The sequence below is a fragment of the Streptomyces coelicoflavus genome (assembly GCF_003112555.1).
GTDB classification, from domain to species: Bacteria; Actinomycetota; Actinomycetes; order Streptomycetales; family Streptomycetaceae; genus Streptomyces; species Streptomyces coelicoflavus.
Map to the genome: position 1 here is coordinate 181,005 of NZ_BEWB01000013.1, position 13,690 is coordinate 194,694.

At 73.0% G+C, this 13,690-nt stretch carries 12 protein-coding genes and 1 tRNA gene; 10 read left to right on the forward strand and 3 right to left on the reverse strand.

Going from position 1 to position 13,690, the window contains the following annotated elements; all coding sequences use genetic code 11:
• Positions 1-153: 153 nt before the first annotated feature.
• The 3 genes from Sco07f_RS29960 (at position 154) to Sco07f_RS29970 (ending at position 1,937) form a co-directional block, all read left to right on the forward strand.
• The gene (locus tag Sco07f_RS29960; RefSeq protein WP_007448266.1) at positions 154-573 is read left to right on the forward strand and encodes a phage holin family protein; all 420 of its coding nucleotides are present in this window, start codon (positions 154-156) and stop codon (positions 571-573) included.
• On the forward strand, positions 570-1,019 hold the full coding sequence (locus tag Sco07f_RS29965) for a DUF3618 domain-containing protein (protein ID WP_054102449.1): 450 nt from the start codon (positions 570-572) through the stop codon (positions 1,017-1,019). The genes Sco07f_RS29960 and Sco07f_RS29965 overlap by 4 nt, the downstream gene beginning before the upstream one ends.
• Before the next feature lie 213 nt (positions 1,020-1,232).
• The gene (locus Sco07f_RS29970; protein WP_054102450.1) at positions 1,233-1,937 is read left to right on the forward strand and encodes an antibiotic biosynthesis monooxygenase; all 705 of its coding nucleotides are present in this window, start codon (positions 1,233-1,235) and stop codon (positions 1,935-1,937) included.
• 25 nt (positions 1,938-1,962) lie between these two features.
• Here Sco07f_RS29970 and Sco07f_RS29975 read toward each other — a convergent pair whose 3' ends face one another.
• The gene (locus tag Sco07f_RS29975) at positions 1,963-3,804 is read right to left on the reverse strand and encodes a DUF8508 domain-containing protein (RefSeq protein ID WP_108989669.1); all 1,842 of its coding nucleotides are present in this window, start codon (positions 3,802-3,804) and stop codon (positions 1,963-1,965) included.
• Between the two features lie 217 nt (positions 3,805-4,021).
• On the opposite strand from Sco07f_RS29975, the gene Sco07f_RS29980 reads away from it, so the two are divergent.
• The 7 genes from Sco07f_RS29980 to Sco07f_RS30005 all read left to right on the forward strand — a co-directional run bounded on the left by Sco07f_RS29980 (position 4,022) and on the right by Sco07f_RS30005 (position 12,069).
• On the forward strand, positions 4,022-5,446 hold the full coding sequence (locus tag Sco07f_RS29980) for a hypothetical protein (protein WP_108989670.1): 1,425 nt from the start codon (positions 4,022-4,024) through the stop codon (positions 5,444-5,446).
• A 635-nt stretch (positions 5,447-6,081) separates the two neighbouring features.
• Positions 6,082-7,563: a PhoX family protein gene (locus tag Sco07f_RS29985; RefSeq protein ID WP_108989671.1), complete on the forward strand. Its 1,482-nt coding sequence runs from the start codon at positions 6,082-6,084 to the stop codon at positions 7,561-7,563.
• Positions 7,556-7,681: transfer RNA gene (locus tag Sco07f_RS39850), tRNA-Ser, on the forward strand. The genes Sco07f_RS29985 and Sco07f_RS39850 overlap by 8 nt, the downstream gene beginning before the upstream one ends.
• 380 nt (positions 7,682-8,061) lie before the next feature.
• Positions 8,062-9,645: a TROVE domain-containing protein gene (locus Sco07f_RS29990; protein WP_054101620.1), complete on the forward strand. Its 1,584-nt coding sequence runs from the start codon at positions 8,062-8,064 to the stop codon at positions 9,643-9,645.
• Between the two features lie 98 nt (positions 9,646-9,743).
• Complete coding sequence (locus Sco07f_RS29995) at positions 9,744-10,388, forward strand: GntR family transcriptional regulator (protein ID WP_174855433.1); 645 nt, start codon at positions 9,744-9,746, stop codon at positions 10,386-10,388.
• Between the two features lie 13 nt (positions 10,389-10,401).
• Positions 10,402-11,418 carry a 1-aminocyclopropane-1-carboxylate deaminase gene (locus tag Sco07f_RS30000; protein ID WP_007448171.1) on the forward strand — a complete coding sequence of 339 codons (1,017 nt, stop codon included), beginning with the start codon at positions 10,402-10,404 and terminating at the stop codon, positions 11,416-11,418.
• Positions 11,419-11,508: 90 nt separating this feature from the next.
• Complete coding sequence (locus Sco07f_RS30005) at positions 11,509-12,069, forward strand: TetR/AcrR family transcriptional regulator (RefSeq protein WP_042825910.1); 561 nt, start codon at positions 11,509-11,511, stop codon at positions 12,067-12,069.
• Between the two features lie 38 nt (positions 12,070-12,107).
• Here the strand turns inward: Sco07f_RS30005 and Sco07f_RS30010 are convergent, their stop codons facing one another.
• On the reverse strand, positions 12,108-13,325 hold the full coding sequence (locus Sco07f_RS30010) for a TerD family protein (RefSeq protein ID WP_108989672.1): 1,218 nt from the start codon (positions 13,323-13,325) through the stop codon (positions 12,108-12,110).
• 96 nt (positions 13,326-13,421) lie between these two features.
• Positions 13,422-13,643 carry a hypothetical protein gene (locus tag Sco07f_RS30015; RefSeq protein ID WP_054101616.1) on the reverse strand — a complete coding sequence of 74 codons (222 nt, stop codon included), beginning with the start codon at positions 13,641-13,643 and terminating at the stop codon, positions 13,422-13,424.
• Between the last annotated feature and the right edge of the window lie 47 nt (positions 13,644-13,690).

A 13,690-nucleotide genomic window follows, 5' to 3' on the forward strand; every position in this document is an offset into this window, starting at 1 on the left:
GTGTCGGCGGACCGATGGTGTAGCTCCACTTAATTCTTCTACGAGGTACCTGTAAGTGATGCTTCAGTGCCGAGTGGTGCGGTGCGGGTGCGGGTAGTGCCGCCCGGGCCGGGGTACCCGGGGTGCTCCGAACCGAGAGGAGGCGGGAACACCGTGACCGGAACCATGCACACCAGGCCGGTGCGCGACGAGCAGCACTCCGTGGGCGAACTCGTCGGGCAGGCCACCGAACAGCTCTCCCGGCTCGTGCGCCAGGAAGTGGCCCTCGCCAAGATGGAACTGGCCGAGAAGGGCAAGCGGGCCGGGCGCGGCGGCGGAATGCTCGGTGCCGCGGGCGCCATCGCGTACGTGGGCCTGTTCGCCCTGGCCGGCACGGCCACCGCCGCGCTCTCACTGGTACTGCCCGTCTGGGCCGCGGCGCTCATCGTCACGGCGGCGCTCTTCGTGATCGCCGGCGTCCTGGCCATGGCCGGTCGCACCCAGCTCCGCCGGGCCGTGCCACCCAAGCCCGAGGAGACCCTCGGCAGCGTCAGGGCCGACGTGGACCAGATCAGGGAAAGGGCACATCGATGACCGACGCGACGAGCCGGGACGGTACGAGGAGCGGCTCCACCGCGCAGCCGGTCGGCGGTGCCAAGGGTCCCGACGAGCTGCGGCAGCAGATCGAACAGACCCGCGGACAGCTCGGCGACACCGTGGAGGAACTGGCGGGCAAGGCCGACGTGAAGGGCCGCGCCAAGGCCCGGGCCGCCGACCTCAAGGACAAGGCCGGCGCCATGAGCGTGCAACTGCGCAGCTCCGCCGCGCACGCCGGGCACGCCGTGCAGGACAAGGCGGGCCGGACCGGGCACGCCGCACAGGACAAGGCGGACCGCGCCCGGCACACCCCACCCGGACGGGCGCGGGGTGCCGTGCGTGCGGGGCTCGGTCACCCGCGCGCCGTGGCCGTCGCCGGGGCGGCGGCCGGCGTGGTGGTCGCGGCGAGCCTCGCCCGGCGCCGTCACCACGGCCACTGCTGAGGGCACTCACGGAAACGGCGTACGGCGAGGGGCCCCGGGCGGGCCCCTCGCCCTGTGTGACCCGCCGGTACCGGAAGGGGCTTGACCTCAACCTTGGTCGAGGTCGGAAGGTGGTGCGTGCACCGATCGAACGCACAGAACGTGTGCGTCGACCGTGTGCACCGACCGCGCGTACGCACCGCGCACGCGACGACACGACCACCGGAGGCCGGCATGACCCGCCGCACCGACGCACATCCCCGGTTCGACCGCCCCGACGTCCTGGCGCCCTTCTTCAGCACCTGGCGGATGGGCACCCCCGAACGGCAGCGGCAGGCCGTCGACGCCATCGCCCGCACCTGGGAGAGCCGGCCCTGGCCCGCCGAAGACCTGCGCGGCTACCACGTCTACACCGGGCACGACGGCAGCACCCTGCTGCACCACTCCCAGTGGGCGAGCGAGCAGGCGTACGAGGCCTTCGTCAAGACGCACCGGCAGGAGCGCGTCGACGAGATCGACACCGCCGTGCCCGGCATCGAGCGGCTGGCGCTCAACCGGTACCGGCGCTACCGCAGCGCCACCCGCGAGGACCGGGCGGGAGCCGTCCCCGGCTGCATCGTGATCGTTGAGGTCGAGTTCGAGGCGCCCGACCCCGACCGGCAGCGCGCCTGGGTCGACGCCGTCTTCGAGGCCCTGGAGAGCGAGCCGGACCCGCACCCCGGGGGCATCTCCGCCCACTTCCACCTCGGCACCGACGGCACGCGCGTCCTCAACTACGCCGAGTGGGAGAGCGCCGAGGCCCACCTCGACGCCCTCGCCGCGCCCGGTGACGGCGTCGGCTCGGCGACGCCCCAGTGGGAGCGGGTGCAGAACTGGCCGGGTCTGAAGAGCAGCACGGTCAGCCGCTACGACCACGCGCTGGGCCTCGTGCCCCGCTGAACTCGCCCCAGGGGCGGCGACCCGGTTACGGACGGAACCGCAGCACCTGCGGGTCGTGGTCGCTGATCTGGTCGTGGAACTCCGCGTTGACGTGCACGCTGTCGTAGGACAGGTGACCGCCGCGGCGGACCGACGGGCTGACCAGGATCTGGTCCAGTACCTGGCTGTTGCCCTGGTAGACGTACGAGTAACGCTCGCTCCTCGGCAGTGACTTCACAGCCGACCACAGGGCGCCGTCGTCCTCCAGGAGGCGGGTGGTCTCCGAGAACTCGAAGTCGTTGATGTCGCCGAGGGCGACGACGTCCGCGTTCTTCTGGGCGGCCAGGATCTCCTTGACGAAGGTGTTCACCACCTTCGCCTGGGCGTGGCGCTGCGTCTCCGAACCGCGCGACGGCGGCTGGTACTGCGCCGTCAGACCCTGGTCGCCGCCCTTGGAGTTGAAGTGGTTGGCGATCACGAACACCGTCCGGCCGCGGAAGACGAACTCGCCCGCCAGCGGCTTGCGGCTGTCCTCCCAGGCCGGGTCCGCCGGGTCCACCCGGCCGGGGGAGAGGGTCAGCGCGGCCTTGCCGCGCACCTTGCGCACCCCGGTCGCCGTGGTGGCGTCGCCGCCCGCACGGTCGGTGAAGGAGACCCGCTCCGGGTTGAACAGGAACGCCTGGCGGATGTTGCCGCCGGGCTGGCCGCCGTCCGCCTTGTCGACGGGGTCGATGCCCCGCCATTCGTAGTGCGGGCCGCCGGCCGCGACGATCGCGTCGACCAGCCTGCCGAGCGTCTCGTCGGCCGCCACCGTGCCGTCGTCCGTGGCACCGTTGTTGTCCTGGATCTCCTCCAGGGACACGATGTCGGGCGACTTGAGGTTGTGCACGATCGCGTCGGCGTGCGCGGCGAACGTGTCGTCCGACGGGTCGAGGTTCTCCACGTTGTACGTCGCCACCGCCAGCTCGCGCGCGCTCTGCCGGCGCGTCGACTCGCGCTCCAAGCCGCCGCGTTCCAGGGTGCCGATCTCGCTCGCGACCAGCGTGTAGCCGCCGTACTGGTTGTAGTCCAGCGGACCGGCGGTGGCGCCGGCCAGCGTGTCGCCCACGTTGGCGTCCGGGAAGTCGGCCGGCTTGCCCAGCGACTGGATCTGGAGCCGGCCGGTGTTCTGGTCGTCGTAGGAGCCGTACACCGTGCCGCCGCGGCGGTTGGCGTTCTCCCAGGGCTTCACCGTGACCCACAGCTCGGTGTACGGGTCCGAGGCGCCCACCACACGGGCGTCGGACACCCGGACGTTCATGCCCTCCAGGGACTCGTAGTGGTCCAGGGCGTACTTCGCGGGCTTCAGGGGCAGGGCGTTGACCGACCCGTTCGCGCTCCCGTCGCCCTCGGGGGCGTACGCGCGCGGCACGGAGCGGGCGGAGACGGTCGTCGCGGCCGGGAGCGCGTTGCCGCTCGAGACGACGGTGACCGTCGGGCGGGTGATCTCGGTCAGCGACTGGTTCCCCGAGGACGTGCCGCCGGGCACGTACTCCGAGACCGTGCCGGAGACGGTGACCGCGTCACCGACGGCGACCTCGGGGGCCTTGCCCGTGAAGACGAAGACGCCCTCACTGGTGGCCGGGTCGGCGTCCGGCCGCGGGTCCTGGATCCAGAAGCCCTTGGAGGAGCCGTAGCCACGGACGCCGGTGACGATTCCGGCCACGTCCGTGACCTGCTCGCCGGCGTACGGCGACAGCCTGGTGCTGCCCTGGATGTCGTGGACGCGCACGGGATCGGCCGCTGCCGAACCTGCGTGCGCGGGCACGGTGAGGACGACGGTGGACGCCGCCGAGCAGACGGCGGCGACGGTGAGCGCGGCGAGGCGCGCGGAGGACTTGCTGGCCAACGGATCCCTCCGGGGATGTGACGTGGCGCGGGGACTCTACGCGCGTCAATCTCCTGCCTGGTCCGGCCAGTTGTCAAGGTTTCGGCCATGTACACCACCCGACGGGGAGATGAACCGGGCGGCATGGGGCGAAACCCGTCTAGGCTGAGCCGTTGAGCCGTACGCGGTCCCAACGCGGCCGTACGGCGGTCAAGAGGCGCGCGAGGAGAAACTTCCGATGTCAGACAGCTCCACCCTGCCGCCCGCACGGCTGCGCCCCGAAGCGGAGCTGGCCAGCGCCGCGCTGTCCGTGCCGGTGCTGGCACGCGCCGCGCGGCTGGCCCGCTGGGCCGGCCCGGGCACCCGCGTCGACGCCGGGGGCGGACTCGTCGAGGAGCAGCTGCCCGCCGCGGCCGAGCAGCTAGGGCTGAGCGGGGACGACGCCGCCGCGTACGCGAGCGAGGCCTGGCGGATCGCCGTGGACACCGGGCTCGTCGACATCACCGACGAGGAGGCGGGCACCGTGGCCCCGGGCGAGGACCTCGCCCTGCTCACCGGCTCCCCCCAGGACGTGCTCGGCGTCTGGCTCACCGCCCTGGAGGCGGTCCTCGCCGACGCGAGCGTCCCCGACCTCGACGACCTGGTCGACGCGATGGCCGAGGGCGGCGAGGTCGACCTCTCCTCCCTCGACTGGGACCCCGACGCCGAGTCCGAGTTCCTCGACGGCGTGCTGGGCAACCTCTACCTGCTCACCGTCGGCGAGGAGGGCCCGGGCGACGCCCCGGTACCGCTGCCCGCGCTGGCCGCCTCCGTGATCGTGCCCAGCGACATGGGCGAGCCCAGCAACGAGGTCCTGGAGCAGGTGTCGGACGCGATGATGCGCCTGGACGACCAGTTCCGGCTGCTCGAGCCGATCGGCCTCGTCGAGTACCAGCCGGTCGACGAGGCGCTCATGGCCGACGCCGACGAGGAGCCCGCCGCCCCCGTCGACGAGGCCGACGTCTCCCGTTACGGCATGGTGCGGCTCACCCCGCTCGGGCTGTACGGACTGCGCGCCCGGCTCCTGGACGCCGGCTTCGAGGCCCCCGCCGTGGGCGACCTCGCCGACAAGGGCGCCGACGTGCTGCTCGACGGCACCGCCCCCTTCCCGCCGGCCGCCGCGCACGCCGAGACCGAGCTGTGGCTGGCCGGACGCGGCCCGCTCGACGCCGCCCGCGAACTGCTGGTGGCGGCCCGTGGCTCCGACGCCGGCGCGCCCCTGCGCCGGCTCCGCTGCCAGCAGGCGCTCTCCCTCGTCGGCGCGGAGGCCGAACCCGCGCTGCGGGAGGTCCTCGACGACGCCGAGCTGGGCGGCCTGGCCCGGGTGTGGCTCACCGAGCACGGTGCCCGGGACGTGCCGGCGCCGCCGCAGGAGATGGTCTTCTGGCTGACCATCGACACGGTCGCCGCCCAGCTCGCCGCCGAGGGCAACTCCGAGGAGCTGCGCGCCCTCGTGGAGGGCCTGGCCCAGCAGCACAGCGGCTTCTTCGACACGGCCTGGCGGGTCGAACACCCGGCCACGCCCGACGTCCTGGAGGCGATGGGGCGGCTGCACCCCGACAAGAAGATCGCCAAGGAGGCCCGCAAGGCGGCCTTCAAAGCTCGCTCGCAGCAGGGCGGCTGACGCGCGCGGAGCGGTGCGAGGCGGTGCGGGGCGCCCTGCCGGGCCCGCCGATGGAGGTGGGGCGAGTCGGGTCCGGGCGGTCGGGGGTCGGGGTCGGCGGGCGGCCTGCCGCTCGGGATGCCCGGCCGGGTGGGGACAACCGGGCGGGGACGGCCGGGCCGCGGCCCGGAGCGGCGGGGTGACCCGAGACCGGAGGGGTGCAGTGGAACCCCGCGCCGGGGCGCGGGCGCGATGCCTGCCTGCGGGGGGGGGAGGGGAGTAAGGCCCGTCCCGGGCGGGGGAGCGCGACCGGCCCGCCACGGCCAAGAGTCGCCCGGCCCGCGGCCAAAAGCCGGGCCGGCCCGCGCCCGAGACCCGGTCGGGCCGCCGCGCCCGAGATCCGGTCGGGCCGCCGCGCCCGAGATCCGGTCGGGCCGCCGCGCCCGAGATCCGGTCGGGCCGCCGCGCCCGAGAACCGGTCGGGCCGCGGACGGGGAGCAGGCCGGCCCTGCCCGGACCGCGGGCGGGAGGCGTCTTCGCCAGTTCAACTGCCGTTCAGGAACCCGCGGGACTCCCGTTCAGGCACGGGCGCGACCGTGACGCCTGACCGAGGTCCGCCACCCTCCACGACCAGCCCCACCGTCACAGGAGACACCATGTCGCTCACCCGCAGGGACTTTGCCGGCCGCTCCGCGCTCACCGGCGCCGGGGTCGTGCTGGCGGGCAGCGTCGGCGCCCTCGCCACCGCCCCGAACGCCCTCGCGTCCACGGACACCGACAGCGCGGGGGAGGAGCACGGACGCGGCCACGACCACGACCACGACCACGGTCACCACCACGGCGGGGTCGGCTACGGACCGCTGATCCCCGACCCGGACGGCATCCTCGCCCTGCCCGCCCGCTTCCGGTACGAGATCATCACCTACTCCGGCCGGACCAAGCTGGAGTCCGGCGAGTACACCCCGTCCAACCACGACGGCACCGCCGCCTTCGACGGCCCGCGCGGCACCACCCTCCTCGTCAACAACCACGAACTCGGCGGCCACCGCGACGAATGGCCGCACCCCGTCCCGCTCACCGAGGGCCTCGTCTACGACCCGGCGGCCGCCGGCGGCTGCACCGTCGTCGAGGTCCGCCGCGGCGGCCACGTCGCCGAGTGGGTCGGCATCGCCGGTACCGCCACCAACTGCGCCGGCGGCAGCACCCCGTGGGGCACCTGGCTGACTTGCGAGGAGACCGAGGACAAGGCCGGCGAGGAGGGGATGACCAAGGACCACGGCTACGTCTTCGAGGTCGACCCCGAGGACCACCGCGCCAACCGCGACCCCAGGCCGGTCAAGGCGCTCGGCCGCTACGCCCACGAGGCCGTCGTCATCGACCCCAAACGCGGCCACGCCTACCTCACCGAGGACGCCTCGGGACCCAACGGCCTGTTCTACCGCTGGGCCCCGCCGGAGCACTTCCGGCACGGCCGCGGCCGGCTGCGCACCCTCGCCGACGACGCCGGGGTCCTCCAGGCCTTCAAGTGCTTCGACTCCGGCGGCAAGTTCGTCGACGACCTCTCCCGCGCCACGAAGACCGGCACCGTCTACGGCGTCGACTGGGTCGACGTCCCCGACCGCGACGCGAAGACCACCTCCGTGCGCAAGCAGTTCGCCGCCGGCGAGGTCACCCGCGCGCGCAAGCTGGAGGGCATGTGGTGGGCCGACGGCGGCGCCTACATCGTCTCCTCCTTCGCCCGTGACGAGAGCCCCGGCCGCCCGCACGACGGCCAGGTCTGGTTCTACGACCCCAAGCGCCGCACCCTCACGCTGAAGGTCCTGCTCGGCGTCAACGCCGACCCGTCCGCCGACGGCGCCTTCGACGGCCCCGACAACATCACCGTCTCCCCGTACGGCGGCCTGGTCATCGCCGAGGACGGCGACGGCGTCCAGCACCTGTTCGGCGCCACCGACAGCGGCCGCACCTACCCGATCGCCCGCAACGAGCTGAACCTCGGCACCGAGGACGACCCCGAGTACAGCGAGTTCACCGGCGTCACCTTCTCGCCCGACGGCCGGACCCTCTACGCCAACATCCAGACGCCGGGCATCATGCTCGCCATCACCGGGCCCTGGAAGCGCCAGAAGCGCCGGTAATTAAATCGGTCGCACGACCGACGGCCGCCCTTTTAGAGTGATGAACGTCCAGGTGCGAAGGCAGGACCTACTTCCACTCATAATGGGGCGGCCACGGGTTCGAGTCCCGTCACCGGCACAACACGCCGGTGTAGCTCAGGGGTTAGAGCACCTTGTCGGTTCCGCCGACCTGAACTCTGGACACCTACAACTTCACGCACCTCCCGGTGCGCGGGCCGCGGCTACTTCTTCTGCAAAAAGAATCCCATGCCGCTGCCCACTTGATCTCGGGAGGCCCAGCAGTCGAAGGGTGCCCGGTGCGCAGGCAGCGGATACTTCCTTTGATCGGACGGTTGCGGGTTCGAATCCCGTCATCGACTTCGAGTCGGTGTAGCTCAATTCGGCAGAGCATCCGCACAGTCCCGTCGCCGATTCCGACCTCGGGCACCCTTCCGCTGCCGTGTCTCCCTCCGAAAATGTTCGAGATTTCGAGCTTTCGAGAATTCGGGGGAATTCACCATGGCGCGATTCAACACCAAGGCCGCGAAGGCGCAGCCCACCTCGCGCGTGACCTCGACGGGCCGCGTGCTGCGCACCTACGAGGGCGGCCGGGGTGCCGAGCGCGACGCGCGCTCCGAGCTCTTTCTGCTGTCGGTGGCCAACTTCGTGTCCCAGCAGACCTACTACGAGAGCGGCGCCGCCCGCGACGACCGCTTCGCCACGCTGGTGCGCGAACTCGCCCTCTTCGACCCGTCCTGGACGGCCGGCCTGCTGGGCTGGCTGCGCGGCGAGGGCAACCTGCGCACCGCCTCGATCGTCGGTGCCGCCGAGTACGTCAAGGCGCGGCTCGACTCCGGAGTCACCGACGGACCGGCGAACCGGCAGGTCGTCGCCTCCGTCCTGCGGCGGCCCGACGAGCCCGGCGAGCTGCTCGCCTACTGGACCGCGACCTACGGCCGCGCCGTGCCCAAGCCGGTCAAGCGGGGGATCGCCGACGCCGTGCGGCGGCTCTACCACGGCACGTCGCTGCTGAAGTACGACACCGCGTCCAAGGGGTACCGCTTCGGCGACATCCTCAACCTCGTCCACGCGGCGCCCGACCCGGACAAGCCGTGGCAGGGCGAGCTGTTCCAGTACGCCCTCGACCGCCGGCACAACCCGGACACCGCGGTGCCGCCCGCCTCGAACCGCGTCCTGACCGCGCACCGCGAGCTGATGGCGCTGCCCGTCCCCGAGCGGCGAGCGGTGGTCACGGCACCCGACGGTGCCGAGCGGCTCGCGGCGGCGGGCATCACGTGGGAGATGCTGGCCGGCTGGCTCCAGGGGCCGATGGACAAGGCCGCCTGGGAAGCGGTGATTCCGTCCATGGGCGTCATGGCGCTCGTGCGCAACCTGCGGAACTTCGACGAGGCCGGTGTCTCGGACGAGGTCGCCGCCCGGGTGGCGGCGAGGATCAGCGACCCGGCCGAGGTGGCGCGCTCGCGGCAGTTCCCCTTCCGCTACCTCGCCGCGTACCGGCACGCGCCGTCGCTGCGCTGGTCGTACCCCCTGGAGCAGGCGCTCGGCCACTCGCTGGCCAACGTGCCCGCGCTGGGCGGCCGGACGCTCGTCCTCGTGGACCGGTCGGGCTCGATGTTCTACTCGCGGATGTCGGACCGCTCCGAGCTGACCCGGGCCGACGCGGCGGCGGTCTTCGGCACGGCGCTGGCGCTGCGGGCGGCCGACGCGGACCTGGTCGAGTTCGGTTCGTCGAGCGACCGCGTGGCGTACCGCAAGGGCGAGTCGGTGCTGAAGATCCTGGACCGGTTCCGCAACCTCGGCGGCACCGACACCACCGAGGCGGTACGGCGCCACTACAAGAAGCACGACCGGGTGCTGATCATCACCGACGAGCAGTACACGTACAACCGGCACGGCGACCCGACCGAGCAGATCCCGGCGCACGTGCCGGTCTACACCTGGAACCTCGCCGGGTACCGGGCGGGCCACGGCCCGTCCGGGCGGGCGAACCGGCACACCTTCGGCGGGCTCTCCGACGCCGCGTTCCGGATGGTTCCGCTGCTCGAGGCCGGCCGGGACGCCGACTGGCCCTGGGCGGCCTGAGCCGACCGCCGTCCGAGATCCGGCCCGGCCCCGCACCTGATCGCGGGGCCGGGCCGCACTCTTGTCGGGCGACCCTCCTGACATCTAACATTTCAGTCGTGACCATCCGACCCGTCTCCCGGACCCTGCTGAGGGACCGCGCCTACGAAGCCATCCGGGACGCCATCGTCGCCGGGGAGATCGAACCGGGCGCGGTCGTGCGCGATGCCGACCTGGCCGAGCGGCTCGGCCTGTCCCGCGCCCCCGTGCGCGAGGCGTTCTCCCGGCTGGTGGACGAAGGGCTGCTGGAGAGCAAGCCGCAGAGCTACACCAGGGTCACCCCGGTCGTCGCGGCCGACGTGCGCGACGCCGCCGCGGTCGTCGCGGCCATGCACGAACTGGTCACGCGGGTCGCCGTCCCCCGGCTCCGCGAGACCGACCTCGACGCCATGCGCGAAGCCAACGCCCGGTTCGCGGCAGCCGTCCGCGCGGGTGACGTCGACGGCGCGCTGCGCGCCGACGACGACCTGCACCACGTCCTCGTCCGCACCGCCGCGAACCGGGCCGCGGCCGCCACCGTCGCCCGCTACACCCCACTCATCCGCCGGCTGGAGCGCCGCCGCTTCGGCGAGGCCGGCACCTGCCGGTCGGCCGGGCTGCACGAACAGCTCATCGAGGCCTGCGCGGCCCGGGACACCGGGACGGCGCTGCGGGTGACGGCGGACATCTGGCGCGGCCTCGAAGAACTCGCCGACACCGACTGAACCGGGAGTACCCATGTCCCTCTCCGCGTACGAGCGTTACCCGCTGCTCCTCGGTCCGTCGCCCGTGCACCCCTTGGAACGCCTCACCGGGCAGCTCGGCGGGGCCTCGCTCTGGGCCAAGCGGGAGGACCTCAACTCGGGCATCGCCTACGGGGGCAACAAGACCCGCAAGCTGGAGTACCTGGTCGCCGACGCGCTCGCCCAGGGCTGCGACACCCTCGTCTCCATCGGCGGCGTGCAGTCCAACCACACCCGCCAGGTCGCGGCCGTCGCCGCCCGCGCGGGCCTGCGCTGCGTGCTGGTGCAGGAGAGCTGGGTGGACTGGCCCGACGCCGTGTACGACAAGGTCGGCAACATCCTGGTCTCCCGGCTCGCCGGGGCCGACGTGCGGCTGGTGAGGGCCGGGTTCGGGATCGGCTTCAAGGAGAGCTGGGAACAGGCCCTCAAGGAGGTCGAGGACGCGGGAGGCAAGCCCTACGCCATCCCCGCCGGCGCCTCCGACCATCCGCTCGGCGGACTCGGCTTCGCCGGCTGGGCGTACGAGGTCGCCGAGCAGGAGAGGGAACTGGGCGTCTTCTTCGACACCGTCGTGGTCTGCTCGGTGACCGGGTCCACCCAGGCCGGCATGGTGGCCGGCTTCCGCGCCCTGGAGGAGGCGGGCGGGCGGCCCCGGCGCGTCGTCGGCATCGACGCGTCCGCGGACCCCGCCCGCACCCGCGAGCAGATCGCCCGGATCGCCGACCGCACGGGGCGGCTCATCGGCGTGAGCGGCGCACTCACGGAGGCGGACGTCGAACTCGACGAGCGGTACCACGCGGGCACGTACGGCATTCCCGACGACGCCACCCTCGCGGCGATGCGGCTCGCCGCCCGGACCGAGGGCATGGTCACCGACCCGGTCTACGAGGGAAAGTCGATGGCCGGACTGGTCGACCTGGTCACCCGGCGCGAGATCGGCGCCGACGCCACCGTGCTCTACGCCCACCTCGGCGGACAGCCCGCGCTGAACGCCTACAGCGCGCTGTTCTGACCGCGGCGGTCACGCCCGGCCGGTCTCGAAGGGGAGCGCCCTCGCGCGGTAGGGTGCGGCGACGGACCCCTGTGTGCAGAAAGGCCCGGGATGGCGCAGGTCAGGCCCATGCGGGCGGATGCGCGGCGTAATCGTGAGCGGTTGCTGGCGGTCGCGGCGGAGGCGTTCGCCGAGCACGGTGAGGGTGCCTCCCTGGACGACATCGCCCGGCGTGCCGGGGTGGGGGTCGGCACGCTGTACCGGCACTTCCCGACGCGGCAGGCGCTGCTGGAGGCCGCCTACCTGGAGCGCCTCGAAGCGATCGCGGCCCGCGCCGACGTGATCGCCGCCGCCCGGACGCCGGGTGCGGCGCTGGTGGCGTGGCTCGACGAGCTGGCCGTCGGGATGCTCCAGGTGCGCGGGCTGAAGGCGCTGCTCGGTACGGCCGTCACCGGCGGCGGACCCGCGTGCGGCGACTGCGTGCGCGGCGCGGCGACCCGGCTGGTGCGGGCCGCGCAGCAAGCCGGTGCGCTGCGGCCGGACGTCGAGCCGGTCGAGGTGCTGCGGCTGCTGCACGGCCTGGTGACGGCGGCGGAGGCGGCCGACGAGGTGGACGGGGCCGCCGTGCGGCGGTATCTGTCGCTGCTCATGGAGGGACTGGGGCGGGTCTAGGGGCGCCCGCCGCCGGGCGCCCCGTGCGTCCCGGTCGGCTACAGCGCCTGCGCGGCCGGCTTCACCATGCCGCGGACCGTGCGGGACTTGACGAAGTCGCCCATGGCGGTCATCTCCCACTCGCCCGAGTACTGGCGGATCAGCTTCGCCATCATCACGCCGGTCTGCGGCTCGGCGCTGGTGAGGTCGAAGCGGACCAGCTCCTCGCCGCTCGCGGCGTCGATGAGGCGGCAGTAGGCCTTGGCGACCTCGGTGAACTTCTGGCCGGAGAACGAGTTCACCGTGAAGACCAGGCCGGACACCTCCTGCGGGAGCCGGCCGAGGTCCACGACGATCACCTCGTCGTCGCCACCGCCCTCACCGGTCAGGTTGTCGCCGGAGTGCTTGATGGCGCCGTTGACGATCGAGAGCTTGCCGAAGTAGCAGCTGTCGATGTGGTTGCGCTGCGGACCGTAGGCGATGACGGACGCGTCCAGGTCGATGTCCTTGCCGCGGTACGCCGGCTCCCAGCCGAGGCCCATCTTCACCTGCGAGAGCACCGGCCGGCCGCCCTTGACCAGGGAGACGGTCTGGTTCTTCTGGAGGCTGACCCGGCCCTTGTCGAGGTTGATCTTGCCGCTGCCCGGGGCGGGGGCCGGCGGAGCGGCGGGCGGGGCGGGCGGAGCGGCGGGCATCGTGGGCGCGGCGGCGGGCGGCGGCGGGGGTGTGGCCGCGTGGGACCGCTGCGGGGCCGCCGGCTGCGCCGGGGGAGCGGCCGGCGCGGGCTCCTCCACCGTGACGCCGAAGTCCGTCGCGATGCCGGCCAGGCCGTTGGCGTAGCCCTGGCCGACCGCGCGGGCCTTCCAGGCGCCGTTGCGCAGGTAGACCTCGACGATCACCAGGGCGGTCTCGGTGCCGAGCTGCGGGGGCGTGAAGGTGGCCAGTACGGAGTTGTCGTCCCCGTTGCGGATGGTGGCGGTGGGCTCGATGCCCTGGAAGGTCTGGCCGGCGGCGTCTGGGCTGGCGGTGACGACGATCTTCTCGATGCCCGGCGGGACGGCGGAGGTGTCCACCACGATCGCGTCCGGGGCCGTGCCGCCGCCGGAGCGGTAGGTCACGCCCTGGCCGGTGGGCTGGTTGTAGAAGATGAAGTCGTCGTCGGAGCGCACCTTGCCGTCGGCGGTGAGCAGCAGGCCCGATACGTCGAGCCGCACGGGCGCGGCGACGTCCACCGTCACGCGGGCGGCGGAGAGGGGGATGTTCGAGCCGGGGGTCATAGCTGTCATGCCGGGTGAACGAGCGAGGGCGTTTTACCGTTCCCTTACCCGGGGGCCAATCGGGTTCGCGGCCCCGAGCGCCGGGTCAGCGCCGGGTCAGCGGCGGTTTCGGGGGTGGTTGCGGGCCGTGCGTTCGTTGCCGTGCTTGTAGTTGCCGGTCCAGCGGGCCATGACCAGCTGGGGGTCGCCGGACGTGACCTCTTCGAGGAAGCGGGCGGCTCGGGAGCCGTTGAGGGTGGTGGCGGGGCGGTTGTGGTGGGTGATGTGGACGGTGCCGGATGCGGTGGCGGTGTAGGCGAAGCCGTTCGGTTTGGGCATGGCGGGATGGTAGAAGGCGGCGGTGGGGTCAGCCCAGTGGGTTTCGC

Bases quoted from the DNA above. Each gene is read 5' to 3' on its own strand.
- Sco07f_RS29965 (WP_054102449.1), top strand. From the start codon at position 570: ATGACCGACGCGACGAGCCGGGACGGTACGAGGAGCGGCTCCACCGCG.
- Sco07f_RS29970 (WP_054102450.1), top strand. From the start codon at position 1,233: ATGACCCGCCGCACCGACGCACATCCCCGGTTCGACCGCCCCGACGTC.
- Sco07f_RS29980 (WP_108989670.1), top strand. From the start codon at position 4,022: ATGTCAGACAGCTCCACCCTGCCGCCCGCACGGCTGCGCCCCGAAGCG.
- Sco07f_RS29985 (WP_108989671.1), top strand. From the start codon at position 6,082: ATGTCGCTCACCCGCAGGGACTTTGCCGGCCGCTCCGCGCTCACCGGC.
- Sco07f_RS29990 (WP_054101620.1), top strand. From the start codon at position 8,062: ATGGCGCGATTCAACACCAAGGCCGCGAAGGCGCAGCCCACCTCGCGC.
- Sco07f_RS30000 (WP_007448171.1), top strand. From the start codon at position 10,402: ATGTCCCTCTCCGCGTACGAGCGTTACCCGCTGCTCCTCGGTCCGTCG.
- Sco07f_RS30005 (WP_042825910.1), top strand. From the start codon at position 11,509: ATGGCGCAGGTCAGGCCCATGCGGGCGGATGCGCGGCGTAATCGTGAG.
- Sco07f_RS30010 (WP_108989672.1), bottom strand. From the start codon at position 13,325: ATGACCCCCGGCTCGAACATCCCCCTCTCCGCCGCCCGCGTGACGGTG.
- Sco07f_RS30015 (WP_054101616.1), bottom strand. From the start codon at position 13,643: ATGCCCAAACCGAACGGCTTCGCCTACACCGCCACCGCATCCGGCACC.